The following is a 26348-nucleotide window of genomic DNA, read 5'->3' as shown; positions in this document are numbered from 1 at the left end:
TTTTATTTCTTTGAATATGTTTTAAAATTCAAGGAACCGCTACCGATAAAAGTTTCCATTATTTTAGTGAATTGAAATAAATGAATTGACTCGTTACTTCCACCAAGAAGTTCTTTTTCCATTTCCTAGGAGCGCCTATCGTATGAATCAAAATTTAATCCGTATTCTCCCAATATCTTTCGTTTTAGCACTTACTATCCTTAATTGCAAAAAGGAACATGTACAAAATCCCAATGCGAAAATAGTCGAGATTCCATCGCTTGGACTCGGACTTGATTATGAAGATTGGAACTTTAACGACGATCCAAAACTTTTAAACCAAGCCGAACAAACGGCATCACACTCGGACAACTCAGGTACAATTAAAAAAGCCTTAGAAGTTGTAGGAATCAACTTTTTTCTTTTTGAATATCCCCAGCCAGAAGCGAACACATTCAACACAAATATCAATTATACGATGGAAGATCTTTCCAAACAACCGAGAGAGTTTACATTAGACGATTATATCGCCGCAATCACGGGTCTTTATCCTTCCGTGCTTCAAAAGTACGAAATGACCAATCCACCGAAAAAATCAAAAATTCACGGTATAGAAAGTGTACTTTTAGAAAGCAGATTTGAGCAATCGGTCGGCGGTAAAAATCTGAAACTTCATAACTATCAAAGAATTTTTATCGTGAATCGAAAAGCTCACGTCTTTACCGGTACTTTCTTGGAAACGGACGCTCGATCCAAAGGACCGAAAGTCCGTGAAACTTTAGGAAAATTCGTGAAATTGTAAGTTAAGCGATATTCTTTAAAAGGACAAGAAAGAACCTAAGGATGATACTTTTTCAATCAAAATGAATCCACTACTCTTATGGATATTTCTTCTGTCCCTATTTTCAAAGGATAAAATACAGAGTCATGATATTACACTTCCGAATTATTTTAAAGAAGAAGCTGCCAGTTATCCGTTTTATTTGAACGTCAGAATGCACAACAACATGTCTTTATCCATTCGCTTACCCACCAAAAACCCCGGAAATTATCAGATTGTTCTCGGCACAAACGGCCTGTTTTCTTCCGAATTTATATCTTTGTTCAAAATTTCATTGAATGGAAAAGGTCACAAAGAGCTTCCATTTCAAATCAAAAAACCAAACAAACAAAGCAGAATATTTGCGAGCATTGATTTTTCAATTCAAGAAGGAGACTCCTATGGAAATGAATATATCGACTGCCACATTACGGTTATAGGAAAAAAAGTAAATCTTCTCAGTCCGAAAAACACGGCTTTATTTCGCCAAAACTTTTTGGAATTTGGATTCAGAAAAAGATAAACTCAAAGTCTGAAAGCATCACAAAAATCTTAAAAAATGAGGGTTCGATATAACCTAGAACTTGTCCCTAAACTTAGGTAGAAATATCATCGTGAATCTTTTATAAAACGAAGGAGTTCCCACATTTTACTTCGCATTAACGTTTTTTTCCTGTTGTTTAAAATTGTAGTAGTTCTGCATTTCTGTTAAACTAAAACCATCTCGCTTCTATTGGCGCTCGAAGTAACTCAGCATCTCGCTTCTATTGGCGCTCGATAGGATCTTAACCTTTGAAAGAAATCCCCATTCCCTTTAAAATTTCTTTTGCCTTGTTCTGAAATTCAATTTCTTCTTCCGACGTGAAAGGGCCGAAAATTCCTTTTTTAAATCGATCGGAAAGAGCAATGTATTCCAAACATCCGGCTACGCTCAAAACGGGCTTTGCTTTTCCTTCAAAAATTTTTAGTTCTCCCTTCTTTTGTATGACCATTGCTCCCGGAGGAATTTTTTTTCCACCACGAACTGTACAACCAGCCATCACCATTGCACCGTCTCCGATTTCAGCCTCGTCTAAAACGATACTCCCAATACCGATCAGACAACCTCTTCCGACTTTACAACCGTGCAACATTGTATTATGGCCGACTAATGTATAATCTCCAATCGTAATTCCTCGACTCGAATCCGTATGTAGAGTAGAATTATCCTGAATGTTCACTCCTTCCCCTAGAACAATCCGATTCATATCCGCACGGACGACCACTCCAGGCCAAAGGGAAGAATACGGCCCCATTTCCACATGACCTATCACGGTCGCTTTAGGATGAATAAATGCAGTTTCATGAATATTCATATTTATTTATATCCTTCCCGAAACCGGGTATTTTCCCGCACGAAAAGGCGGAATACGTTCAAAAATTAATCTCAAAACTTAACGAATCAAAATTAGGAAAGAGACTCCCAATAGCACTAAAAAATAAAACTTCTTCGAATTTTATCTCAGAAGAATTAGAATACAGTTTCGAGCAATTTTTCAGTGCAACATCCGCTGAAATAGATAAAAATAAATTTTTACCTAAACGAAAACGAAATTTTAGAGTTTGTCCCAAAACCTCGGAATATAGGAAAACTTAACAGTTATAAAATGTACTTGAAAGCTCGTAAACTACCAAAGGGACGTAATTTGCAGGAACTTCTATATTTTATTACGAACTTACTGAATCAATTATAACTGATTTCTTTTAAGGTTTTTGAGACAGACTCTTAATAAATCTCCTTTTTGAATAAAGACTATCTTAAAACGAACCCGTTCTTTCCAGCAAGAGCAACTAATTGATCGGAAATTTCCTTGATTCTTTCCTGAGTGAATGTCTTTTCGTAATTCACCAATCGAAAACGATAACTCACGGATCTTTTTCCATCCGGAACACTACCACCTGCAAATTGGGAATACACCCAACCTTCCTGAAGTTCCGGAATTTTTTCTCTTTTTACGAGATCGGTAAACAAGTTGGTGTTTTCCTTTTCTCCTATCAAAATCGAAATATCAATTTCGGCTTCCGGAAATTGAGAAGGAGTATTAAATCGCGAAACCTTACGGTTGGCATTCCAAATTTCCACAAGCCTTTCGAATTCTAAAGAACCGTAGATTACCCTTTTTTTGAGTTCGAAAGAATCCAAAACCGCGGGATGAACATATCCTAAATTCCCGATCTGCTTAGAATCCACGATCAAGGACAAACTCGCTCCAGGATGAAAGAAAGTTTTCGATTCGGTCTTCCAAATATATTCAAAAATACTAATATACTCCAAAAGAGACTCAATTTGCTTTCTTACTTTTAGGAAATCATCCTCCAAAAGTTTCAGATCTGACTCGGAATTTTTTCTATCAAAGGAAGCCGCAAAAGAAAAAAACTTTTTTTCGTTATCCGGTTCGGGTACATTAAAATAAGCGCGACCGAATTCAAAAATTTTGATTTCTGAAAATCGATCCTGATTGGTGCGAACGTTTTTCAAAAGAGAAGGTAAAAGAGAATTTCGAAGTTCCGATTGTTCTTCCGGCATTTCATTTTTAATCTTTACCGAAAATTTAGGATTTCCATCCAACTCGTTTTCTCTAGGAGATTGGAACGAGTAATTGAAAACTTCGTGATAACCAAGGTTTCCTGCAAAAAATACCTTGCACTTCTTTTCCAACTCCCTGTTCAAATTTCTAATCGGAGTTTTGATTTCAGCCAACAAAGGAGATACTTGAATCGTATCGTAACCTCTGGTTCTTCCGATTTCCTCCACGAGGTCCTCCGGAATAGTCACGTCGTAATTATGGCGAAATTTTGGAACCAACGCTTCAAGATGATCTCCCTTCCAAGAAACCACAAAATGCAATCTTTCTAATATATCCGTTATATCTCCTTGAGACAAAGTAATTCCTAACTTTGCATTGATAAAATGAATATCTGTGTGAATACGAACTTCCTTATGTGGAGTATGTAAAAATCCGACCGGCTCGGAGGCCTTCAAAGATGGACAACCGTTCTCTTTTAAAAGATTGAGGGCACGACGAATTACGGGAAGAGTTGTAGTAGATTCGAGTCCTTTTTCGTAACGAACAGAAGAATCGGAACGAATCCCAGTGGAACGAATGGATTTACGAATTCTTTCTCTTGCAAACACCGCGGACTCCATCACGATTTCCGTCGTAGTATTTTGAACAGCAGATTCCTTTCCACCCATTACACCGGCAACCGCAACCGGTTTTTCTTGATTACGAATGAGGAGAATTTCCTCCTCTAAAGAAGGTGATGTTTCATCTAAAAGCGCAAAACTTTCCCCTTTCTTCGCGTAGGAAACTTCAAGAGAGACCCCACCTTGACTTTCCAAAAAATTCTTATCAAAAAAATGAGTCGGCTGACCCATCTCCAACATCACGTAATTAGAAACATCCACAACATTGTTGATGACTCGAATCCCGCATTTCTGCAACCGAGATTGAAATTTTCTCTTGGAAGGAGTTACTGAAACCTCGCAAATCGAAGAAGCATAGTAAGAATGCGCATTCTGATTTTCTAATACTCTTGGAAGTTCGACCGAAAGATCAAAGTTCCAAAGAGATTTAAATGGATTGAACACAATAGGCAATCGAAGTTGAGAAGCGAGTTCTCTGGCAAAACCGAAATGACTCCAAAGATCCGGTCTGTGTGTTATAGATTTATTATCTATATCAAATATAATATCTTCATAATGCAAGAAAGAACGAATCGTTTTGCCAATCTCGGCCCCTTCAATTCCGTTCAAAATCCAGACTCCACTACTTTCTTCCGACAAGGAAAGTTCCTTTTCCGAACAGAGCATTCCCGAACTTTTAACTCCTCTGAGTTCCGATTCTAAAATTTCCCTATCTCCCAGTTTCGCTCCCGGAATCGCAAGAGGAACCAAATCTCCCACTTTTACATTAGTCGCTCCAGTTACGATTTGAGATTTAGAACCTCCGTCGAACACTTCCGCAATCTGAAGTTTATCCGCAGAAGGATGTTTGCCCAAAGATTCTATTCTTACAATTTTTACGAAGTCCAGTTCGGGACGAAATGGTATGACGCCGTCAATCTCACAAACGGAAACTGCGATCTTATTTAAAATCACATCAAGCCCCACCTCCTTCAAAGGTGTAAAATCATTCATCCAATCTAAGGAAAGTTTCACGTCGCCGACTCCGTTCCAATTACTAAGGTCCAGAAACTTCGATTAAAATCGGATGTCGAGCAGGAAAACTCTTCTAGACTCAGTTCGGAAGATACACCTGAAAGAGCTGAAAACGATGCTGAATGGTTTTACCATTTCTCACCTTACGAAGTTCAAGATCAAAATCTTCTTTTACCTTTTGAATTTCGTTTCGAGTCCGATTCATTGCTGATTTTTTTTCGGGCTTTCCTTCCCATTTGAAAGCGGCTTCTTGACGCATCAATTTTTCTTCGAGTTGTCGGAGCGTATTTTGATTACTCGTCCTGATTTTGAATTCTTCCTTTTGGAAAAGATCCAAAGTTTGATCTCCGAGTTCTTTTTTTCTAAATTCAACAATTTCATCTAAAACCAAAAAAGTCCGAATTAAATTCTCTTCTAAATGGGTAGGAAGTTCGACATGAGAAGATTCGGAGACAAAAGACTTAGAGAGAGAATGAGATTTTCTAAGTTCTTCGGGTAGTTCTTCGATCTGTCTCACCGAACCTGTTTCTGGATTCGTCTCAAAATAGAAAAGCTCCGCCCGATTGAGGGTAAACTGAAACTCCACAAGAAAAACATAATATTCTTTATTAGAAACAGAGTGAAAAGAAATACTGCGTCCTTTTTGATTCTGAATCAGATACGAAACGGCTTTGTCGATCAGCGGATGCCCGAAGGCCAAAAACTCCAAACTATCGTTTTGAAGCGCGAGTTCAGAATCGAAGGTCCCGTATTTCCCGTTATACTGGGAAGAATCGATCTCATAAATCTGAGGTTTTTTCCGAATCAGTTTAAAGCCCGCTTCTTCTGGAAAGATCTTGGTAAAACGAGAAATAAATTCTTCCAGGTGAGTATTATTAAACGAACGTTCTTCGAGTGTGTGATTGTAATAATCCAAAAGATTGAAGTCAATCAGCTTCGGAGTTACAAGAGCGCCTAACTTTTCAAAACCTTTCTTGGCGATTTTAATACGATTATCAATCTCTTCCTCCATTTCTATTCTGGATTTATTGCCGGTGACAAATTTCATAAAGGAAGAATTAAAATCCAATTCGTCCTCGATTGCACCGAGCAATTCGTCTGAAGATCCAATCGACTCTTCAAAAAGACGGATTTTATTCGTGAGCACTTCCAAAATTCTTTCCGCAACCGTATCCTTGCTGGCAAAGTTGAAGATAAACACGTTGTCCTTCTGACCAAATCTATGAATCCTCCCAATTCTTTGTTCGATTTTGAGCGGACTCCAGGGTAGATCGTAATTGAATAGAACGTTCGCAAATTGAAGATTTCTTCCTTCTCCGCCCGCTTCCGTACAAATCAGAATCTCGGTTTTCGTTTTAAATTCCACAATCGCTTTTTCCTTTGCGTCCGCTCCGAGAGAGCCGTGAAACAGGGTGACTTGAAAATCGGAAAGAACGGAAGCCAGAAAATCCTGAGTAGTCCTAAATTGGGTAAATATAATAAATTTCGAATGTCCCTCTTTTCGAAGTTTAAGGATCGTTTCTTTTAACTTGGTCGATTTTTTGTCTTCTTTGATTTTTTTTCCCAAAAGAATCAGCCGATTCAAAGAAAGAAGCTCCCTTTTTAAACTTTGAAGATCGAGTTGCGCGGATTCGTCCAAACCGGAAACAAATTCTTCCACGTCTTCGGTTTCGTCCAAATCCCATTCTTCCAATTTATATTCCATTTGTTGAATATGATGAAACCGATTTTCCAAAAGGAACTTTCTTTTGGTAAGGGCAGAAATAAGCGCAAACACGGAAGAATCCAATAACTTTTGAAATACGATCATTACGAATCCGATTGCCCGATTTTGTGTTCTCATCGCAAGATTATATTCTCGTCTAACGTAGTTCGTAGTCTCTTCGTAAAATTCTCTTTCAACGGTAGAAAGTTCGATTCTTACCGTTTTAGCAAATCGTTTCGTAAACCCGCCCACCTCTATCTTTCTTCTTCTTAAAAGAACCTTGGAGATTTTATCTTTGAGGTCGGTTTTGTTTCCTAGAATATAATCGTTTACGAATGTATGGTACGGACCCAAAATATTTGGATCAATCAGATGCATAAGATAATAAAGCTCTTCGAGTTTTCCTCGAAACGGAGTCGCGGTCAAGAGAAGAAGACATTCGCACTTTTTAGAGATTTTTTCCGCAAAAAGATAAGAGCGAGTAATTTTATGATAATCTCTTCTGAGTCTATGAGCCTCGTCGAAGATAACAATATCCCACTTCGTTTTGAGAATTTCCTCCGCGTACTTCGGATTTTTGATAAAGTCTATGGAAGTAATGATGTGTTGAAAATTTTTCCAGTTCTTGTCGCCTTCGGTGCTAAAATTTCTTCGCTTAACAATTTCAAAATCTTCGTTGAACTTATTCTTCAACTCCTGCTGCCACTGAACCAAAAGCGGAGAAGGTGTTACGATCAAAACTTTCTTGTAACCTCTTCGAAAGATCAACTCCTTCATCACAAGAGCGGCTTCGATCGTTTTTCCGAGACCAACTTCGTCCGCGAGGATAAAACGAGGACGAAGACTATTGACTACTATGTAAGTCGACTCGATCTGATGCGGGAGAAGCCTAGTTCTCGAATTGGAAAGCGCGGAAAGTTTATCAAATGCATGGGTCAGTTTTAACTCATACGCGGTCAGGGCGAGATCCATCAATTCTCCCTGTTCGCCTACGTTTTTCAAAGGAGAGGGATAATCGGGAAGAATTTTTAAATACGGGGAATTTTCCGAAACCGTCTTCTTAGAAGAGATCGCCCCAAACTCGATCATAACCTTACCATCGATCGAAGAGACGATCTTTCCAATTCCAGATTCCGGAGAATTAGTAAGATAACAAAAATCCCCTCTATATCCCGAACGCGATTTAGATTCAAAGTCGAGACTGAGTTGTAAAGCGCCTTCCAACTAAACTCCTCTCTTATCGCCCCAAATGTATTTATGAGTTTGAAGGGAAAGACGAAGTCCTGAACTTAAAGAGGATTTCAACCATTCCGATAGAATTTCGGGAGACAATTCTCCTTGTACTGGAGAAGCGAGAAGGTTCCCGGAAAGTTGATGAGTTTTAATCACTTCAAGACATCTTTCAAAATCGTTTCTATCGCGGATCACGAACTTAATCTCATCCAATTTGTTCTTTCGTTTATTATAAATTTCTAAATTTTTTAAATTCATTCGATTTTCCATACCCGACCCCGGAAGCTTATAATCCAAAGTAAAAACGAATTGATCCAATCCCTCAATCGATTCTGCTCCATTAGTTTCCACTCTCGGTCTTGGATATAAATTGGAGGATTGTCTAGTTTTAAAAATTTCGTTACCTAAGACGAAGCTGAAATCTCGATTCCTTCCTTCGAGAGGCTCTCCTCCGGTTAGAAGAACCTGTGTATATATCGGACTCAATTCCTGAATTCGATTCAAAACCCGTTTTAAATCCATTTCCTCGCCAGCTCTCGCAGATAAAGCGTACGGTGTATCGCACCACAACTTTCTTTCAGTCGCCATTCCACATCGAAGAGAACATCCTGCCATACGTACGAATACTGTTGGGATGCCTGTCGAAATTCCTTCTCCAGAAAGAGAAAGATAAATTTCATGTACGGAAGTTTTCAAATTGTCCATGGGTTCTTTCAAGTACAAGGTTTTTCTTCGAGCAAACAATAAGATCTTAAAAAAATAAAAAGGCAAATTCCAGAATTTCCGACCCACCTTTTGAGGTCAACTCCCGGAGCTTTCATTTTCAAGACGTGGATTTTTTTCCTTAGATAAAATGATGCCTCCGGACATGAAAAACGTGGATTAAATCAAAGAAAAACATTAACCACAAGACAAAAAAACCAACAGAAGTGAAAAGAAAAATATATGCAGGAATGGATGTACGTAGAGAAACGACTATTGAAAACTATACAACAACATGCTGGAATTCTGCGCCTAAACGAGGAATCTATCTCAAAATTCATGGCATCCATCATGTAGGGATCAGTAGAGATTTCAAACAGCCGATTCTTTCATGGATTTTTTTTGGCTTGTTTTTCGGAGAATATTCAGTGGCTCTAAGAGAAAACAAATAGGGGTTATAAAAACAAGGAGCCCGGACTTCGAAAAATTTGACAATCGATTCCCCGAAATGTAAGTAAGGTAGTGATTGCACGCAGAGTAGAATAATCTGCGTTAGTCTCTGCTTGGTAGAAAAACCTCTTTTAAGGTTATATAAAAAATTTCGTAATCCACAATAACCTTAATTGTAGGAACTCCTACATTTTAGGACTTTACATCTTGCCTAGGAGACGTTGCGACCATATCGGGAGTAACCGTGTTGAGTTTTTTTGATTTGATAGGAAAATACCTTTCTACAAATAGCGGGAACTCAAGCAGGTTTACCGTAAATCCACCTTATGCTTCAGAATTTTTCATAGAAAATTCAAACGACAAAATCATTTCTTCTGTTTTTAAATGGTCGATCTTTTGCTTGTCAATCCAGACGGTAATCGTTCCTTTTGTATTAAAAGAATGATCTCGGAGTCCTCTTGATTCGTTATATACCATCATTTATCTTTGTTTATTTATTTTATCTTCCGTTTCGAATCCTACCATATCGTTTCTGTCTTTTATATGGAAGGTTCCTGGTTTTTCTTCTTTATCCGTTTGCAAAAAAACACAGAAGAATTGCGTACGAAAATATTACTCACGCGTTCCCCGAATATACGGAAACACAAAAGAAAGAACTCGTTTGGAAGAGCATTCTTCATATTGGAAATCTTGTCGCAGGCACCTTGTTCGCTCCTCGTTTGAATCAAAAATGGATGGATCGTTATCTCGTTTATGATCCCGAATCTTTAGCGATCGAAAAGAAAACGAACGAAGAAGGTATCGGAGTCGTTTTGATTTCGGGTCACTTCGGAACTTGGGAAATTTTAGTTCAATTTATGGGAATTCGTATGAAAGGCGGAGGGATTTATAAAAAAGTAAGAAATCCGTTCGTGGATAAATTGATCTACAAACTCAGAACGAAAAACGGAATCAAACTCGTTTCTACAGAAGAATCCAGTCAAGTAACCAAGATGTTAAAGCAAGGTTATTGGGTAGGATTCGGTTCAGATCAAAACGCTGGCAAAGTCGGTATTTTCGTAAATTTTTTCAATCGTCCTGCATCCACCTATCAAGGCCCTGCTTTGATGGCTTATCTTACAGGAGCAAAAATGCTTTTGTATTCGGTTCTTTGTAGTGAAAATGGAAAGGTAATCGTTCGAGTCAAAGACTTAGGTTGCGTGGATAAAAAAGCGTTTCCGGATCGTGAAACGGCCATTCGTCATTACACAGAGGTCTGGACAAAAGCTTTAGAAGAAGAAGTAAAGCTTTATCCCGAACAATACTTCTGGGTTCACAGACGCTGGAGAACAAAACCGGGAGATTTCCCGGGTCAAATTTGAATTATCGTAGTTAGGAATGTTCTGCTTCAAATATTAATATATGATAATACGGCAATGACAACAATGTTCTCTTACTGTAAAAAATAATATATCTTTGCCTGGTCATATTGACTCCGAGAGTAGGCAACAAATCCCTCCATCGTTCAGAAATGAGTTCTTTTATAGCGTTGTTTTTGTTTTTAATAGATAATAATAAATAGTAGTTCGTTAAAGCTATTTGAGTGGCGGTTTCCAAATTAATTCTTAACGTTTTTTTTTCGGAAGCTTTTATTTCGATTCCTGGACACATGCACAAGAGGAGCAAGATAAAACCCGCAGATAAGATTGAATGAGGGAGAATGCAGTCTTTTTTTTGGATTTTTTTTGTATGAATCGTGTTTATTTTCTGTTTGTTTTGGAGAAAAAAAGCGCACTCGAAATGGAGTGCGGAATGTAAGGATGTCCAGAAAAATCGAAACCATTTCCTAAATCGTTTTTGCGGCTTGTTAAGATGATCTTCTTGTGGCCACAATTTGTGATTGTGTATTTTATAAAATATCACGAAATCCCTTCGGGCCAAATGTTATCGATGCGATATTTCAGTCAATACAAATTCAATTGTGGTAGAGATTTATTTTAACGTGAGTTTGGTGTAAAAAAATCAGAGTCTTTTTTAAATGCGGGAAATCTCACGCAATTAGAAACACTGCCATCGACTATCGCCAGCAAGTTCGTTGCTAAAAGTCGTTTCAAACCGCAAAAAGAACGTAAGAAGACGAAATTTGTGGAACTACGTTTATTACCGGTGACTTAGAAATTACGATCCTGATTCTTTTTAAGGTTGTGAGACAAATTCTTCGTATTGTCTACAAACAACCCGAGAACGTTTAGAGATGGTAGAACCAAAACTTTGTCCTGTTGAAAAAAATTCTGTGTATTGGAAGGTGATATTGAATGCTAAGGAACTAGGTTTTGTTTAAACGGGCGTTTTAAGATAAAGGAAAAACTTCTTTTAGTTATTTTCGACTTCTTTTTTTGCTAAACTAAAAATCAATTTTTGAGCGATCTCAAATTCTTTTTTGGGTAAAATTGCCAATATTTCGACCATTTTTGGTAAACCTTCTTTCGAGGTTATTTTTTTCAATAATGTCAGCTCCAATTCCACTTTCATTCTGGTTCGAAATGTCTGTTGTAATGCTACTTTTTCCGGTAGTTTACCTTCAAGGAGCCATTCTCTTCTGAATCCATGGACCATTTCTATCGTAATTGCCGCGTCTTCCGGTATCGGAAATCTTCCACTCAGCCAACCACTGATCGTTTGTTTTGATTTGCCAATCGTATCCCCAAACTCTCTTTGGTTTCCTTTGAAACTTAAAAGTATAGTTTGTAATCTTTTCTTTTGTTCGTCCAAAACATGTCCTAGAATAATACTTTCTTGTTGACATCGGTATTAAAATAATACTAATGTGTCTTTAAAAACCTATTAGTAGCACAACTTTCAAAAATCAATTCAAATGTCGGCACAGCAATTATTGATGAGTCATAATTTGTAAAAAGAAATATAGTGGCATCTTTTGCCTTGTTTTAGGTTATGGAAAAAAGATCGATGAATAAAAACATGTTTTTGTCGCCAAAAGATAGGATTTTGGTAGAAAAGTTTCTTATTTTTTTTTGATCTTCTTTTCTTCAAAAGTGATTTTCCTTCTTAAAAAATTTTCCCATGTGAATTCAAATTTGGTTTTATATCAAATTGAAAAGAAAATAGACCGTAGCAACGTAAAGACTCGAAACCGAACTACGAAATATAAGCGAATATGAATAACTAAATTTTAGCGAAGAATTAGCACTATGAACCTCAACCATTTTATTCCAGTTTTAGCGGGATTTTTCCATTTGTTTTTGGGAATCTATGTCTTTAGTTTAAAGCCAAGACAAAAATTACAGACTCTATTCCTGTTTTTGAATCTATGTATGGCGCTCTGGCTCTGCATTCAAGGTCTTAGAGGATTGTTTCCTCTTGAATACCGTAACTTTGGGTTGAACATAACCTTCCTTCCGATGTCTGTCGGAACTTTTATTCTATATCTTCTTTGTAAAAAAATGGAGAACGTAAGGCAGAAGATTCCAGCTTGGATATTGATCCTGGGTATCGTAGGGTTTTCCTATTTTACCTGGGCTTCTTTTAGTCAAAGAATGGTAGTTTTAGAAAATCCAGACACTTTCGTTTTTGACTTCAGTTTGAATTACCATTTAATCATTTACTTCTCCACTTTTTGGGTTCTATTGTCGGCTTGGATAATTCTTAAAAGAATACGACTCAAAAGAGGAGACGATAGGGTAAGGCTCTTTTTGTTCTACTCGGTTCTATAGTTGGGTTACCAATCACTTTAATGTTCATTTATTTTCTTCCGTTTTTAGGGATTTACAAAGCGTATTTATCATCTTTGGGTCTTTCAGTTTGTTCGGTCTGTTGGGCTGTCGCAATTCTGCACTACGACGCTTTTGAAATCAAAGCCGGGCTGATTCAAGGCCAGAAACTTCTTTTATCAATCGTGTTGCTTCTAAACCTTTTTTAAAACTCTTGGGGAAATTAGATCCGATGAGATTCGTTCAAAAAAGTTCGAAGGCAAAAGAGGAAATCACGAGGCAAATTCTCATTCAAGACTTTCATCTTGCCGAAAATACCGGTGAAATCTCTGTCGATGAAAGGGCCAAAATACTTTCGAGAAGATTCGGAAAGTATTTTAAATAGTTTATTTTTATATAGAATTTGAAAACTCTATATTTGTGATAATACATATTGACATTTATCACAAATATAGATTATCCTGTCCGTATGTGCGACTTTTTCGAACCTGTATCGGGATTAACTTTTTTTAATGGAGTTCCGGACAAACGAACTCGACTCGAACCTAAATACAATCAATTCCAGGATACTAAAAGTCATCGATGTTGTTCGCGCAAACGGAGGTGGCTATGTTGAAGTGGTATGACTCTTCAAGACTAGAAGATTATTTAGGCTCGTTACCGAAGCTTCGGAACCGACTTGGTCTCGTAAGCCAATATACAGATCGTCGAGAAAAAGCCCCAAGAGAACTGAGATTCGTCATCCTGATTCAAAGATTGTATCTACAAAAGAAAATTCTCTTAAGACGAAACCAATGGCTGACAAAGGAATTAAGAAGTATTTTTTCGGAAAAAATACAATTGGAAAACGAATTAGAATCTCTTGAAAAACTACTGAAGGAAATACAAAATAATACAAACTTGGTTAGTGGCTCCGTGTCGGATTAGTTGATCTATACTTTTAATACATTGTTGTTTTTAGCAGTTTATATCAAAACCTTAGGTTTGTAATCCTTCGATAAGTCCGCAATAAAAGCATAAAAGTTACCACAAAACGTCCCTTTAGTAATTTACGAGCTTTCGAACATATTTTATAACTGTTAAGTTCTCATCGAGGTTCCTATATTCTGAGATTTTGGGACAGGCTTTTACTGACAAAGGCTCATTTAAGTTATCAGCCCATTTTTAAAATCACTCAATAGTAAAAAACACCAAGTTAGATTCCAAAAAGTAGAATAAGAAACCAAGGACTACTTTTATTAGAGAATTTGCAACCGATCTCACCTTTTTTAAGACGAACTTGAACACTTTTAAGGCGAGCTTTTAAAACTATTCGATTACTTTTTTGGAAACGTTTTTTTATACAATTCCAAAGAATCTAAAACGATCTTACGAGCAAGAATTGCATTTTGGAATTCTTCAATAACAACGGTTTTATTTTCCAGTTTTTTATAATCTTCAAAGAAATGTTTCAGTTCCAATGTAAAATGAGGAGGAAGTTCCGAAATGTCGTTGATATGGTTGATCGACATATCGTTTGCGGCAACCGCAATGATCTTATCGTCTTCTTCTCCCGAATCTAACATTCTCATTACACCGATTACTTTAGCTTTTACTAAACAAAGGGGCTCCAATTCCACTTGGGAAAGAACCAAAATGTCCAAAGGATCGTGATCTCCACAATAAGACTGAGGAATAAATCCGTAATTTGCAGGATAATAAAAGGAAGAATATAAAACTCGGTCCAGTTTCAAAATTCCGTATTCTTTATCGACCTCATATTTAGCGCGACTACCGCGTTTGATTTCAATGACTCCGTTTACAAATTCCGGAATTTGATCTCCCGGAGAAATATCATGCCAAGGGTGTACCATATCAGAAAACTATTTAAACGTTTCGATGAAAGGCAAGTTTAAAATACGATCCTATCCAATAGAAAAACGGTTCTTACCGCAATATGTCGGAATCAATCATAAATATCATAAATGTAGGATTTAAAACCAAATTAGGCCTTCGGTTTCCAACTCCAAGTAACAGCCAGCAAAGCGAGAGCGATCAAAGTTGCGCCTATGATAAGATACAAGGATTGTTCCCAATGAAATCCTGGTTGTTTACTCAACCATCCCACTACCTTTGAAAGAGCAGTTCTTCCCAAATATCCGAACAAACCGATAAAACCCGCCGCAGTTCCGACCGCTTTCTTCGAGGTAAAATCAAGTCCGGCGACACCTAACAACATAACAGGCGGATAGACAAAAAAACCGATGATGCCGAACAAAGTAAGATCCAGCCAAAGAAAACCAGGAGGCGTAAATAACAACGCGACAAGAGCCAATAGAATCGGGAGTATACACAAGAAACTCACCATCCCCCTTTTTCCACCCAATTTATCCGAACCCCAACCGACAAGAAGAGTAGAACCGATTCCAGCAAATTCGTAGATGAATGTGCTAATCCCTCCTTTTTCCAAGGAAGCTCCTTTGGCAAATTTTAAGTACGTCGGACCGATATCCGTTAAGCTATAACGAACCACATAAACAAAAAAGTTTGCAAAAGCAAAAGTCCAAACATAATAATTCTTTAATACAGATTGGAAAATAATTTCCCGAAAAGACAATTCTTTCTCTTGTTCTTCGGAGGAAAGTCTAGATTCTTTTTCAGGATCTTCCTGATATTCTTCAATAGGTGGAAGACCCACCGACTGAGGAGTATCCACTAATCGAAATAGAAGGTAAATTGCAGTTACGATCGCTATCAAGGCCGGAATGTAAAATGCGTTCCTCCATCCCCACCAAGAAGCGCTATAAGCGGCGACAACCCCTACTAAACCGCCGCCCACGTTATGAGCTATATTCCAAATTGCGAATTTTGCTCCTCTTTCCGATACTCCGAACCAATGACCCAGAGAACGCCCGCAAGGAGGCCAGCCCATCCCTTGAAACAATCCGTTCAAAGCCCAAAGATAAAAGTGAACTTCGTAATTACTCGAAGCTCCGAACAACAAATTGCATATTGCGGTTAAAATCAAACCCAATGACATGAAGTATTTTGGATTACTTCGATCGGATAAGGCCCCCATCACAAATTTTCCAATTCCGTAAGTAATCGCGGTTACTGCCAAAATATTTGTGATTTGTTCCTGGTCATAGTGCAGAACTTCTCCCATTTCCTTGGAAATAACCGGAAAATTATTCCTTACGAGATAAAATACCGCATAACCGATAAAGGTCGCCTCTAAAACCCTCCATCTAAAACGAGGATAAGATCGATCGATCATTTCTTTCGGTAAGAGAGGTTTTGGTTTTGCAGGAAGTATCCAACGTAACGGTGAAATCATTAGGTCAATCTCAAGGATATAGAATCTCTTACAAGGTCATTTTCATCAATGAGTGCTACTCGATTGCCAGCAAAGTTTAAAAAATCGTTAGAATTTTACGGAATTTATAAATCATACTCCGAGATTTTAATAAGTTTTTCTTAGTAAAACTTATTAAGAGTCTTTCCCAAAACCTCAGAAATAGGAACCTCTACGAGAACTTAACGGTTATAAAATATACTCGAAAGCTCATAAACTACCAAAAGGACGTAATTTGTGGGAACTTCTATATTTTATTACAAACTTACTGAATCATTGTAACTGATTTCTTGAAAGGTTTTGAGACGGGCTCTGATATGGCGCCCCCATCCGGAGCAGTAAATATTTTTTCGCATTTTTTTTTAATCACCCAATAATTTAACTCGTTAGAGAAAAGCATTCGCGACGATTGATCAGACTGATATTCGCGGGTTGGATACCGCAGGATAATCTATACATCGGGAGCTGTTCTTAGTCTTAAAACGAAGGTCAAATTTGAAATTCAAATTTGCTTCAACACTGAGCCAACAAGTATTCCTCCTTTATCGTACATCTTCTCTAACGAATTCAATTATTGGATGAAACATTACTCTAACTCTATGCAACCAGATTCATCGCCGCCCAAAGAAATCCGGATAACTCTCTTGAAACTGCCGTTATCATTACCTGAGGAGTTTTTCCTCTTTGCTGTAGATTACGAAACTTTTTGTGTAATCTGAGAGATGCTTTTTCCGCCAAAGCAACAACTAACGCAGGTTGTCCCGATCTACGTGCGGTTACAATTTTATTTCCTGTTCCAGGGAAACGATGTTGCCAAGCTGCTTCTGTCAATATTCTTCGAAGTCTGGGACTTCCTGTTTTTGTTATCCCTGTTTGTTTTCTTTTGGAACCGCTGGAATATTCTCCCGGAACAAGTCCTAAAAAGCTCATGAACGAACCGGCTGTTTTGAATCGTTTGAAGTCACAAACCTCACAAAGTAAAAACATTGCGGTTAGATAATCCACTCCTCGGAAACATCTTAATATTCCTACTTTCTCTCGATACGGTTCACTTTCCGCTATCTCTTGTATCCTCTTATCCATCGCTTTTAAATTCTCTTCTTGAACTCTTACCCGACTATAATAGTCGTTAAATGTCTCTTGAAGGATCTCGTTGTTAAACTGTAGATTGTTCAACCATTTGTTATGACTGACTGTCCAATACTTTGTTGCTGAGTAAGTTATACCCTTTCTTAATAAGAATTTCATTAACCTTTGACGATTCCTTCCTAAATCCAAACGAAGGCTGTCACGGGATCTCAAATAATCCCTTACCGCTTCGTCCTCTTCACTCGGTACATGAATCGATTCTAATTCTCCACTTCGTAATAATTTTGCTAACTTGATCGCATCTCTCTTATCCGTTTTGATCTTATCCGAACTTTGTCTTGGTATCTTTCCTGGCGCTACAAGGATACAGTTCACTCCCAAAGACTTGAGATATCTGTAAAGTGGATAACCGGTTACTCCTGCCTCGTAACAACTATGTATCTCGTTCCATTCTGATTTTAGTTTATTGACGAACTTTTTGATCTGAACCTCATTATGTTTTATCTGCTGTTCTTTTACTATTTCCTTTGTATTGTTCGTTAAACACGCAATTCTAATCGTTTCTTTGTGGACATCCATTCCTACATATATTTTTCTTTTCATTACGTTCCTTCTGTTGGTTTTCTTGTTTTGTGGTATATGCTTGCATCTAACCCACGGTTTTCAAGCCCAGAAGGGGCGCCATTTTGTCTTAGTTGATTTATGATTCGTTTCATAGAAATCAAATTTATATTTCCTTTTTTCATTTGCATTTTTTTAAATCTACATTTTCTTGCGCCTTATGATAGATTTAAATCTGGATTTAATCAAAAAGATGAAATTCAAGGAAGGGAACCGACTGATCGTCATCAATAAAGAAAAAGTATATAAACCCTCTCCCATAGGAGGAATTATAACTACAAATAAAATTTCCGAAGCAGACAGAATTCTACTTTTTGCAGATTCAACTTCTTCTCTTCAATCTTCTTTTTTAAAAATTCTAAAATCGATTTGCAAAGAAACCATTCTATGGATTGCGTATCCTAAAAAATCTTCCGGAATCAAAACAGACTTAGATAGGGATCACGGTTGGGAAATCCTTTCCAAAAACGGATATAAAGGAGTTGCATTGATTTCTTTAAATGATACTTGGTCCGCGGTTCGATTCAAAAAAGCCAACGAAGTCAAAAAAGGAGGTTCTAAAGCGGAAAAACAAAAACGTCCGGAACTATCCAAATACATCAACTACGAAACGAAAATCGTAAAACTTCCAGAAGACGTAAACAAAATTCTTTCCAAAGATAAGAATGCGAAAAAAATTTTCGAATCCTTATCTTGGTCTCACAAAAGAGAACACATCGAAGCAATTTTAGACGCGAAATCATCGGAAACCAGATTAAAACGAATTCAAAAATTAGTTCAAACAATGAATTCTCAAAAAGATCAAAAGAAGAATTAAAAAATCCTTTCAAATTTAAAAAATACAAAACCTAACAAAGAAAGAAATTTTAAGTTTATAAAAATATAAAACGCCTCCTACAGTTCAGTGTTTCAGTTCAACATACGATAGACAAATCTACACCTCGCCAGCTATCTACCTTAAAACATCAAAACCCAAGCCATCCGACATAATCCATAAAAATCCCCCATACCCATAATGCCTCATATTCGATTCTAATTTTAGTATATATTTATTTTATATAACATGATAAATTAATATTATAAATATTTTAGTCAATTTGATAATTCGCAAATATTAGTTTATAACGTTTCCTGCGTAATCTCTTCCATGGCTGCCCAAGAAGGAAATAAATCAAGAGAGGATTGAATTGAAAACTTACAAATTGAGAATCATCCAACTTTCGTTCATTCTTAATGTTTTCTTATTTTCGGAAATTGACGCTCAAAAAACGAGAAGAGCCAAACGCCCGAAAGTTCGCAATACTGCAACACAAAAAATTCAAGAACCAATCGAAGTTCAAAAACAAAAAGCGGATACTCAAGTCGTCCCAATCGAAACCGAAATTAAAGAACCTAAAAAAGACGCTCCTTGGTACGAATCAGTTAAACTTGGCGGCTTAATTCGAATCCGCCCGGAAGCGCGATACAATTACGATTTTGATAAATTCAAAAATGATAATATTTCTTTCGTTGGAGCCAAAGTTCAAATTTGGATCGAAAAAGAACTTACCCAAAATATGAAAGCAAGAATCGTATTACAAGACTCCGCACTTTGGGGAGGGGAAAAAGGTTCTCTCATCGGAATCGATACAGCAAACGACAACACAAGACAATCTGTAGGAATTCGAGAGGCTTGGGTAGAATCCAAAGAATTAATCGGCCCCATTACATTACAAGTGGGAAGACAAATTCTAAAATACGGAGACGAAAGACTCGTAGGTGCTTTGGAATGGAACAACGTAGGAAGAAGCTTTAATGGCTTTCGTTTGAAAATTGACAAAGAACTTTTTTCCACTCACGCTTGGGTCATGATCGTCGGAGAGCAGGATTCAGACGTAGCGGGTAATTCTACAAATTTAGGAAAAAGAAACTCGTTTCCGATTCAATACAATTGTCCCCCCAATTCTTTTTCGCCTTCAGCTTGCACGTTGACTGCCGAACTTTCAAAACAACAGCAAGGAGATGCAACTTTCACCGGTTTTTACAATACGTTTAAATCTTCCGACTTACTTCACATAGACGCCTATTACATCGGATTGTATAAGAAATGGTTTCCTCAGAACAACTCTACTATTTTGCTTCTTCCCAATCCGGAGACAATTCCGAAAGATTCCAGGTTCGACCAATTACATACATTTGGACTCAGACTTTCCAATAGAACGACTCCTGATAAAAAGGCAAAAATACCTTTCGATTTTTCGGTCGAATACGCGATACAAAACGGGAAAAACGGGCTGAACGTCACGCCAGGTTGGGACAGCTTAAACACAAACGTTTCCACCGTCGACCCCCTTACCGGCAAGACCGTAACCAATAACATTTACAAAGAAAAACAAAGTTACGATGCTTATGCGTTCACATTCGACTTCGGTTATACGATCGGGTCTTTTCGGTTTGGGGGGACTTACGACGTCGGCAGCGGAGATCCAAATCGAAAAGACGGAAAAGTTGCGACCTTCTCGAATTTATTCCACTCCAATCACGGATTTTTAGGAGAAGCAGATCAAGTAAGTTGGGTCAATATGATTGGTAAATCCGCAAACCTTACATGGGACGGCGGAAAATTTGGTAAATTAAGGATCGCATATTGGATCATTGATAAGCAAAAAAAACAAGACGGTTGGTATGATGTCACGGGAAACCTCAAAGAAGGAGCCAGTACGGAATCAACCACAAATGAACGTTTTAAGGATCCTTATGTTCAAAGTGAAAAAGGCGCCCTAGATCAAAGAGGGGTTGCAACGCTTGGAAAAAATTTATTTAGAGAAATCGATACGACTTATGCATTCAAATACAAGGATATTCTTTGGTCGTTTGGTGGGAGTTGGATTTTTGCAGGCGATGCAGTTCGGCGCAAACTCAACGACGATTCAATTTATCTTGAATTCAGAAAAACTAACTTTCTTCCGCAAGCGCAATTCGGTTACTTGATGATGACAATTCAATTTTAAATCGCAACGAAAATAACTTTAATAATTTTGAATGTATGTGATAAATCTGAAAATAAAATTTCGCATAATATATTTTTAAATAGAAACCATATTAAAATCGATGAGTTTCGTTTCGAAGTTTAGCTTTTAATAGATTCGAATTTATTTTTGAAATCGATTTCACAAACTCTCTCAAAATCATCAGGTACAAATCGTTTTGCTCTTTTGTCCTTGTATAAATAACCGATTCTAAAATCGTAGTAAAAACAAACGTCTCATTAACGAAGACGCAGAATTTTTCCTGATTCCAATTTTCCTCTCTTCGATCCGCTTTTTGATCTTCCGGATAGTTATCTTGAAAATTCAAAGTATTAGAGGTTCCCGGAAGCGGGCGATTCATCGTTTTAAAAGGAACATCTCTATGAAAAAACTCAAGTTTAGCGAACTAAACTTATCCGCCGAAATTCAAAACGCGATCCTGGAAATGGGCTTTGAAGAAGCCTCTCCCATTCAATCAGAAGCAATTCCAGTCATATTAAAGGGAAAAGATATTATCGGACACGCTCAAACTGGCACCGGTAAAACAGCCGCATTTGCAATTCCGACGATTGAACTTCTTGAAGTAGAAAGTAAACATTTACAAGCCTTAATTCTTTGTCCGACTAGAGAATTAGTCATCCAAGTCAGCGAACAATTCCGTAAACTGATGAAATACAAAGGAAACTTCGAAGTCGTCCCTGTTTATGGTGGTCAAGAAATAGAAAGACAACTCAGGGCGCTTCGTAAAAATCCTCAGATTGTAATCGCAACTCCCGGAAGAATGATGGACCACATGAGAAGAGGTTCCATACGTCTCAATGATATTAAGATCGTGATCCTGGACGAAGCCGACGAAATGCTGGATATGGGCTTCCGCGAAGACATGGAATTTATTCTAAAAGATACTCCCATAGATCGTCAGACGATCATGTTTTCCGCTACGATGACGGATGATATTCTTACCTTGATGAAAAGATTTCAAAAACATCCTCAAATCATCGACGTAACTCATCAGAAATTGAGCGCACCCAAAATCGAACAAATCTACTATGAGATTCAAGAGAATGCCAAAGGAGAAGCTCTCGCGAGATTGATCGAATATAGAAACGTAAAACTCGCATTAGTATTTTGTAATACAAAAGCGCAAGTGGATACCGTCGTAGAATTGTTGAAATCGAGAGGTTACTTCGCGGAAGCCCTTCACGGAGATCTAAATCAGAAACAAAGGGACAAAGTAATGAACGGATTTCGAAACGGAAATATCGAAATCTTAGTCGCGACCGACGTGGCCGGAAGAGGAATCGACGTTAGCAATGTCGAGGCGGTATTCAACTACGACCTTCCAAGAGACGGGGAAGACTACGTCCACAGAATCGGAAGAACAGGAAGAGCCGGCAAAAAAGGAATCGCGTTCTCCTTTATCGTCGGAAAACAAATCTATAATCTTAAAAAGATAGAACGAATCAATGGAATTAAAATCGAGGCAGGAAAAATTCCTACGTTAGACGATCTTGAAGAAACTAAAATTCATTCCTATACTTCCAAAGTTAGATCCATTGTGGATGCGGGTCATATCGGCAAGTATGTAAACCAAGTGGAAAAATTGATGGGAGACGATTATACAGCGCTGGATATCGCCGCCGCTTTGTTTAAGATGACGATCCTCAGGGACAGTGTTACTTTCGATGATTCCGTACAATTCGAATCAAATTTTAAATACGAAGAAAGAAATTCCTTCAAAAAGAAACCCGGAAAGCACAGAGATCGGAATTTTGGAAGATCCGGTTCGGGATCCAGAACCAAATCAAATCCAGGCTCACATTCCGGCAATAGTTCCAATAACGGGTCTCATTCTAAATTTTCCAAAGGAGATAAAAATCAAAAATCAGGTGGACCATCTTCTTTCAAAAAAAAGAAGAAATAAGATTCAATTTCAAGGAAAGAATCCGCTTAAAATTCTTTTTTAAACCGGAAATTTATGCCGAAATTAAAAATAGAAATCGTCCTCTCTGTCGAAAGGACGATCGGGCATTATGATTTTCAACTCCGTTTTTAAACTCAAACGACTGATCGTAATTCTTTTCGTTTTTTCCTTAGGATCGTTCACACAAGCTCAAGAAAAGGAAGAATCCTCTCTTAATACGAGAATGGTTCCTCTTTGGAAAGGAGAAGTAGAAGCGGTTTATAGTGGAAAAGGTAAAGTGAAAATTCGAATCCGAAAGGGTTCTATATTTTACGGAAAGGAAGAAGAGGAAATCAAAGCCATCCTTGAGAAAAAAAATCAATATACCGTCTTACAAAAAAATCCCGAAAAAGAAATCGGCTCCTTTCACATTCGTCAAATCTCTATTTCTTATCAAACTAATTTAGGAAAAAAGAAAGCCTCAGAAATCGAACTCTACGGTTCATTTACCGCAAATTTGGGGATGCCCGAACATCTTCTCACAGCCGGAACCTTCATCCAAGACTATAAACAAGAAATAATTTATGTAGAGCCTGGAGCGTTTTTCACAGAAGACAGAAGAAGAACTAGACCCGCCAAACAATTCAGACATCCGAAAGACGGAAAAGAAATGGTTTTCGTATCCGGAGGATACGAGCAAAACGGAGAGTTATTTTACGAGTCGATGGGATTTTTTCTTCACGGACAAGGAAACGAACCCTCGGAAGACAACTACAATCCGTTTTACTTTAAACCCGAACGAGGTAACCTTCAAGATATCTCCTCTTTTTATATTGATAAATACGAGGTTACAAATCAGGAATATTCAAAATTTCTAAAAGAAACGAATGCCCTTCCACCCCCTCATTGGAAAGGAGGAAAATACCCGACCGGAAAAGAACATCATCCTGTAAACGGAATTACATACAGAGAAGCAGAAGCATACGCGCGTTGGTCCGGGAAACGACTTCCAACCGAGATGGAATGGGAAAAAGCCGCCCGTGGAACCGGAATGACTTGGAAGATCAATCGAGACGAATCTTATTCTTTTTTTCCAAATACATTGGAATATCCGTTCGGAAACGATTTCGATTCTTCCTTATGCAATACTATTGAAAGCAAAAAAATGGATACGATTTCCGTTTACGAACTAGCAAAAAAATCAGCAAGTCCCTACGGAGCAATTGGAATGTGCGGGAACGTAGCCGAGTGGACGAGCTCCGACTATCTTCCGTATCAGGGACATTCACTCAAAAAAAACGCATTCGGAAAAATGCATAAAGTCATCCGAGGCGGATCATTTTCATCTACAAAAGAAGAATCCACAACGTATTTCAGGTCCTTCGGAGGAATTCCGAATTTAAAAACGGATCGCAGAGCCGGAATTCGACTCGTCTGGGATCTTCCTGGAAAATAAAAATAAAACCACAAATTAAGTAACTCTCGCTTTTTTCAAAAGTTTATCCAAAAGCGAAGGTGAAAATCGACTGATCCAATACGCTAACATCTCTCTGAATTGAGAAGGATACACATCTCTTTTTTTTGATTCGATCGCTTTTAAGATGATAGAAGCCACTTTCTTCGTAGACAATCCGTTTTTAATTCCTTCATCCATGATTCCGTAGGTGGATCCGTCACCAGATAAAGCCTTCACAGAAATGTCGGTTTTCACGTAACCCGGAGAGACCGTCATAACGTGCATTCCGCTTTCGGATGTTTCCAGCCGAATGCTATCCATAAACGCTTGTACCGCGTGTTTACTCGCCGCATAACCCGAACGATACTGAGTGGCAAATCGCCCTTGTAAAGAAGAAACCGCAATAAAATGACCCTGATTCTGTCTAAGTTCCGACTCCAAAAGTTTGAATAGATGAATCAAAGGATAGAAATTTATATTCATTAGACTTTCATAAACTTTAATATCCGTTTCTCTCGCAAGACCACGCATACTGATTCCAGCGCTATGAATCATCCCATCAATATGTCGAACTTTCTTTCTAAACTCTTCCGCAATTTTCTTGAGTTGAAAAGGATCTGAAACATCTCCGGGAAGAGAGATCACCTTGTCCGGAAATTGGACTTCGTTTTTTAATTCTTTTAATAACTCTTTCCTTCGGGCAACCGCGCCAACCACGGCTCCGTTTCGGTTCAGTTCTAAGACGAGAGCCTTTCCGATCCCAGAACTTGCACCGGTAACTAAAAACGATTTTTCTAAAAAAAATGAAGTCATCATAAAATCGGACTGAAAATACTAAAAGGTCACAAAAAAGCAAATGAAAATAAACGGAAAAATCTTTTAGCGAATCCGGTCTTATTAAAAGATGCTCCAGAAGAATCTGAAAAATGTTTTGTTTAAAAACGTTTTTTCGGAATAAGAGGTTTTAATGAATACGTTGCAGGAACTCAAAGAGCGAATTCGTTTTCGGAACACGGACTTTCAAAGAAATTATGAAAGCAGATACTATTGGTTTCCGGAAGAATCCCCTCCATTTTGCATCATCGAAGTCAATCAATACGACCCCTATCACGATATCACCTTGTATCTCGAAGTTGATCTAACCACGATGAAAATTGTAAAATCGGGAGTAGAAGAAAAAAGGGTTCCATACGAAACCTGTCCCGCTGCAATTAAAACATATGATTATTTGGTGGGAGAGGATATGTCTTATGTAAAACTTATGAATCGTTTTCCCACAGATAAAACGTTAGGCTGTCTTCATATCAATGAATTGATCCAAAATGCTGCTATGAATTTTCATTCCGCATATGCTTTTTATCTCAAAGAAAGAAATTTTCCGGCTCGATTAGACGAATATAAAATGTATGAGGGAGACCTTCCCGCTCAAGAAAGAAGAGAAATCGGAAGGCATTGGTGGATGAAAGACAGAGGAGTCAGAAATTCTTGTTATTCTTTTTCAGGACGTCACGAAAAACCAGAACTCAAGGATCAGGTGAAACATCTTGACAGTATCACGGCAATGATGGTAAAAGAATTTAAGAAGTCGAAGAAAGATGGCCCCTAAATTATTTTCGTAGTTCTCATTTTACAACCGATCTATACTTAGGTAGAGTTTTCATGAGCACGACTGATGATACTGTAGTTTCTAAAGTAAACATTGAATCCTGTTTTTACGGAAACTACAGCAAAGGTTCTTCTTGCTTCGGACAACCCAATGCCCGCTTAGCTCAGGGGTAGAGCATTTCCCTCGTAATGAAAAGGTCGCCGGTTCAATTCCGGCAGCGGGCTAATCCTAAATCTCTTGCCCTATCGCGTCTGCCATAAACTCTGTACATGTGTCTCATCTAATACTTATTCCGGTTTGTATTGCAGGAGGTTGGATACTCAAACGAGGAAAAATTTTTCCGGAAAATACGGGACTCGTGCTCGGAAATTTCGTAGTTTATATTTCTCTTCCTTCTCTCATTTTAGCCAGCGTCCCAACAATGAGACTGGAAACCTCTCTGATTTATTTGGCCTTGATGCCATGGATTCTCTTCGGACTTTCGTTGGTATTTTTTTATATAATCGAAAAATTCTTTCATTGGAATTCGGAAAC

The 26348-nt window shown here is 37.9% G+C and carries 20 protein-coding genes, 1 tRNA gene and 2 pseudogenes (1 of these 23 only partly in view); 12 read left to right on the top strand and 11 right to left on the bottom strand.

Going from position 1 to position 26348, the window contains the following annotated elements; genetic code table 11:
• The first annotated feature begins 142 nt into the window (after positions 1-142).
• On the top strand, positions 143-781 hold the full coding sequence (locus LEP1GSC190_RS01285; RefSeq protein ID WP_002747040.1) for an LIC_13215 family putative lipoprotein: 639 nt from the start codon (positions 143-145) through the stop codon (positions 779-781).
• A 61-nt stretch (positions 782-842) separates the two neighbouring features.
• Positions 843-1322, top strand: a complete 480-nt coding sequence (locus LEP1GSC190_RS01280; RefSeq protein ID WP_036047914.1) for a hypothetical protein — start codon at positions 843-845, stop codon at positions 1320-1322.
• Positions 1323-1584: 262 nt separating this feature from the next.
• Here LEP1GSC190_RS01280 and LEP1GSC190_RS01275 read toward each other — a convergent pair whose 3' ends face one another.
• From LEP1GSC190_RS01275 to LEP1GSC190_RS01255, 4 genes are all read right to left on the bottom strand, one after another.
• Positions 1585-2154: a gamma carbonic anhydrase family protein gene (locus LEP1GSC190_RS01275; protein ID WP_002747051.1), complete on the bottom strand. Its 570-nt coding sequence runs from the start codon at positions 2152-2154 to the stop codon at positions 1585-1587.
• A gap of 437 nt (positions 2155-2591) precedes the next feature.
• Positions 2592-5000 (bottom strand): phenylalanine--tRNA ligase subunit beta, encoded by a 2409-nt coding sequence (pheT, locus tag LEP1GSC190_RS01265; protein WP_002747134.1) that lies wholly within the window; start codon positions 4998-5000, stop codon positions 2592-2594.
• 79 nt (positions 5001-5079) lie between these two features.
• A complete protein-coding gene (locus LEP1GSC190_RS01260) occupies positions 5080-7929 on the bottom strand; it encodes a DEAD/DEAH box helicase (RefSeq protein WP_002747125.1) in 2850 nt (949 codons plus the stop codon).
• On the bottom strand, positions 7930-8655 hold the full coding sequence (locus LEP1GSC190_RS01255; RefSeq protein ID WP_002747113.1) for a 7-carboxy-7-deazaguanine synthase QueE: 726 nt from the start codon (positions 8653-8655) through the stop codon (positions 7930-7932).
• Positions 8656-9548: 893 nt separating this feature from the next.
• Here LEP1GSC190_RS01255 and LEP1GSC190_RS01240 point away from each other — a divergent pair.
• Positions 9549-10451: a lysophospholipid acyltransferase family protein gene (locus LEP1GSC190_RS01240; RefSeq protein ID WP_002747058.1), complete on the top strand. Its 903-nt coding sequence runs from the start codon at positions 9549-9551 to the stop codon at positions 10449-10451.
• Positions 10452-10533: 82 nt separating this feature from the next.
• Here the strand turns inward: LEP1GSC190_RS01240 and LEP1GSC190_RS20010 are convergent.
• Together LEP1GSC190_RS20010 and LEP1GSC190_RS01230 are read right to left on the bottom strand one after the other, a co-directional pair.
• Positions 10534-10992 (bottom strand): annotated as a pseudogene (locus tag LEP1GSC190_RS20010) (TolC family protein); the annotation flags it as partial.
• Positions 10993-11442: 450 nt separating this feature from the next.
• The gene (locus LEP1GSC190_RS01230) at positions 11443-11841 is read right to left on the bottom strand and encodes a helix-turn-helix domain-containing protein (protein WP_002747094.1); all 399 of its coding nucleotides are present in this window, start codon (positions 11839-11841) and stop codon (positions 11443-11445) included.
• A gap of 647 nt (positions 11842-12488) precedes the next feature.
• Between LEP1GSC190_RS01230 and LEP1GSC190_RS01220 the strand changes: the two are divergent.
• Both LEP1GSC190_RS01220 and LEP1GSC190_RS01215 read left to right on the top strand, forming a co-directional pair.
• A pseudogene (locus LEP1GSC190_RS01220) lies at positions 12489-13182 on the top strand (LIC10906 family membrane protein).
• A gap of 224 nt (positions 13183-13406) precedes the next feature.
• A complete protein-coding gene (locus LEP1GSC190_RS01215) occupies positions 13407-13724 on the top strand; it encodes an LIC_10907 family protein (RefSeq protein ID WP_036047910.1) in 318 nt (105 codons plus the stop codon).
• A 389-nt stretch (positions 13725-14113) separates the two neighbouring features.
• On the opposite strand, the gene LEP1GSC190_RS01210 is transcribed toward LEP1GSC190_RS01215, so the two are convergent.
• From LEP1GSC190_RS01210 to LEP1GSC190_RS01200, 3 genes are all read right to left on the bottom strand, one after another.
• Positions 14114-14650, bottom strand: coding sequence for an inorganic diphosphatase (locus LEP1GSC190_RS01210; RefSeq protein ID WP_002762030.1), 537 nt, complete (start codon positions 14648-14650; stop codon positions 14114-14116).
• Between the two features lie 131 nt (positions 14651-14781).
• Positions 14782-16113 (bottom strand): MFS transporter, encoded by a 1332-nt coding sequence (locus tag LEP1GSC190_RS01205; protein ID WP_002762027.1) that lies wholly within the window; start codon positions 16111-16113, stop codon positions 14782-14784.
• Positions 16114-16728: 615 nt separating this feature from the next.
• Positions 16729-17823 carry an IS110 family RNA-guided transposase gene (locus LEP1GSC190_RS01200; protein WP_117344626.1) on the bottom strand — a complete coding sequence of 365 codons (1095 nt, stop codon included), beginning with the start codon at positions 17821-17823 and terminating at the stop codon, positions 16729-16731.
• Between the two features lie 178 nt (positions 17824-18001).
• On the opposite strand from LEP1GSC190_RS01200, the gene LEP1GSC190_RS01195 reads away from it, so the two are divergent.
• Positions 18002-18658, top strand: a complete 657-nt coding sequence (locus LEP1GSC190_RS01195; RefSeq protein ID WP_002763136.1) for a YdeI/OmpD-associated family protein — start codon at positions 18002-18004, stop codon at positions 18656-18658.
• 370 nt (positions 18659-19028) lie between these two features.
• The gene (locus tag LEP1GSC190_RS01190) at positions 19029-20831 is read left to right on the top strand and encodes an alginate export family protein (RefSeq protein ID WP_002763260.1); all 1803 of its coding nucleotides are present in this window, start codon (positions 19029-19031) and stop codon (positions 20829-20831) included.
• Positions 20832-20922: 91 nt separating this feature from the next.
• On the opposite strand, the gene LEP1GSC190_RS19610 is transcribed toward LEP1GSC190_RS01190, so the two are convergent.
• Positions 20923-21210, bottom strand: a complete 288-nt coding sequence (locus LEP1GSC190_RS19610) for a hypothetical protein (RefSeq protein WP_002763120.1) — start codon at positions 21208-21210, stop codon at positions 20923-20925.
• Positions 21211-21231: 21 nt separating this feature from the next.
• On the opposite strand from LEP1GSC190_RS19610, the gene LEP1GSC190_RS01185 reads away from it, so the two are divergent.
• Together LEP1GSC190_RS01185 and LEP1GSC190_RS01180 are read left to right on the top strand one after the other, a co-directional pair.
• Positions 21232-22773: a DEAD/DEAH box helicase gene (locus LEP1GSC190_RS01185; RefSeq protein WP_004279776.1), complete on the top strand. Its 1542-nt coding sequence runs from the start codon at positions 21232-21234 to the stop codon at positions 22771-22773.
• A 109-nt stretch (positions 22774-22882) separates the two neighbouring features.
• The gene (locus LEP1GSC190_RS01180; protein WP_002763061.1) at positions 22883-24208 is read left to right on the top strand and encodes a formylglycine-generating enzyme family protein; all 1326 of its coding nucleotides are present in this window, start codon (positions 22883-22885) and stop codon (positions 24206-24208) included.
• A 15-nt stretch (positions 24209-24223) separates the two neighbouring features.
• Here LEP1GSC190_RS01180 and LEP1GSC190_RS01175 read toward each other — a convergent pair whose 3' ends face one another.
• A complete protein-coding gene (locus tag LEP1GSC190_RS01175) occupies positions 24224-25024 on the bottom strand; it encodes an SDR family NAD(P)-dependent oxidoreductase (protein WP_036036157.1) in 801 nt (266 codons plus the stop codon).
• A 151-nt stretch (positions 25025-25175) separates the two neighbouring features.
• Between LEP1GSC190_RS01175 and LEP1GSC190_RS01170 the strand changes: the two genes are divergently transcribed.
• The 3 genes from LEP1GSC190_RS01170 to LEP1GSC190_RS01160 form a co-directional block, all read left to right on the top strand.
• A complete protein-coding gene (locus LEP1GSC190_RS01170; RefSeq protein WP_002763226.1) occupies positions 25176-25814 on the top strand; it encodes a DUF2889 domain-containing protein in 639 nt (212 codons plus the stop codon).
• 152 nt (positions 25815-25966) lie between these two features.
• A tRNA-Thr gene (locus LEP1GSC190_RS01165) sits at positions 25967-26038 on the top strand.
• A 47-nt stretch (positions 26039-26085) separates the two neighbouring features.
• Positions 26086-26348 carry the start of an AEC family transporter gene (locus tag LEP1GSC190_RS01160; protein WP_004279761.1) on the top strand. Its footprint extends 682 nt past the window's final position, so 263 of the gene's 945 nt are visible here — the first part of the coding sequence; it begins with the start codon at positions 26086-26088; the stop codon falls past the right edge of the window.

The organism is Leptospira mayottensis 200901116, assembly GCF_000306675.2.
GTDB lineage: Bacteria > Spirochaetota > Leptospiria > Leptospirales > Leptospiraceae > Leptospira > Leptospira mayottensis.
Note: the sequence above shows the minus strand (reverse complement) of the source record. Positions and strands in the feature narration are given on the sequence as shown.

Bases quoted from the DNA above. Each gene is read 5' to 3' on its own strand.
- LEP1GSC190_RS01215 (WP_036047910.1), top strand. From the start codon at position 13,407: ATGTTGAAGTGGTATGACTCTTCAAGACTAGAAGATTATTTAGGCTCG.
- LEP1GSC190_RS01285 (WP_002747040.1), top strand. From the start codon at position 143: ATGAATCAAAATTTAATCCGTATTCTCCCAATATCTTTCGTTTTAGCA.
- LEP1GSC190_RS01200 (WP_117344626.1), bottom strand. From the start codon at position 17,823: ATGAAAAGAAAAATATATGTAGGAATGGATGTCCACAAAGAAACGATT.
- LEP1GSC190_RS01175 (WP_036036157.1), bottom strand. From the start codon at position 25,024: ATGATGACTTCATTTTTTTTAGAAAAATCGTTTTTAGTTACCGGTGCA.
- LEP1GSC190_RS01280 (WP_036047914.1), top strand. From the start codon at position 843: ATGAATCCACTACTCTTATGGATATTTCTTCTGTCCCTATTTTCAAAG.
- LEP1GSC190_RS01205 (WP_002762027.1), bottom strand. From the start codon at position 16,113: ATGATTTCACCGTTACGTTGGATACTTCCTGCAAAACCAAAACCTCTC.
- LEP1GSC190_RS01275 (WP_002747051.1), bottom strand. From the start codon at position 2,154: ATGAATATTCATGAAACTGCATTTATTCATCCTAAAGCGACCGTGATA.
- LEP1GSC190_RS01170 (WP_002763226.1), top strand. From the start codon at position 25,176: ATGAATACGTTGCAGGAACTCAAAGAGCGAATTCGTTTTCGGAACACG.
- LEP1GSC190_RS01195 (WP_002763136.1), top strand. From the start codon at position 18,002: ATGATAGATTTAAATCTGGATTTAATCAAAAAGATGAAATTCAAGGAA.
- LEP1GSC190_RS01210 (WP_002762030.1), bottom strand. From the start codon at position 14,650: ATGGTACACCCTTGGCATGATATTTCTCCGGGAGATCAAATTCCGGAA.
- LEP1GSC190_RS19610 (WP_002763120.1), bottom strand. From the start codon at position 21,210: ATGAATCGCCCGCTTCCGGGAACCTCTAATACTTTGAATTTTCAAGAT.
- LEP1GSC190_RS01185 (WP_004279776.1), top strand. From the start codon at position 21,232: ATGAAAAAACTCAAGTTTAGCGAACTAAACTTATCCGCCGAAATTCAA.
- LEP1GSC190_RS01180 (WP_002763061.1), top strand. From the start codon at position 22,883: ATGATTTTCAACTCCGTTTTTAAACTCAAACGACTGATCGTAATTCTT.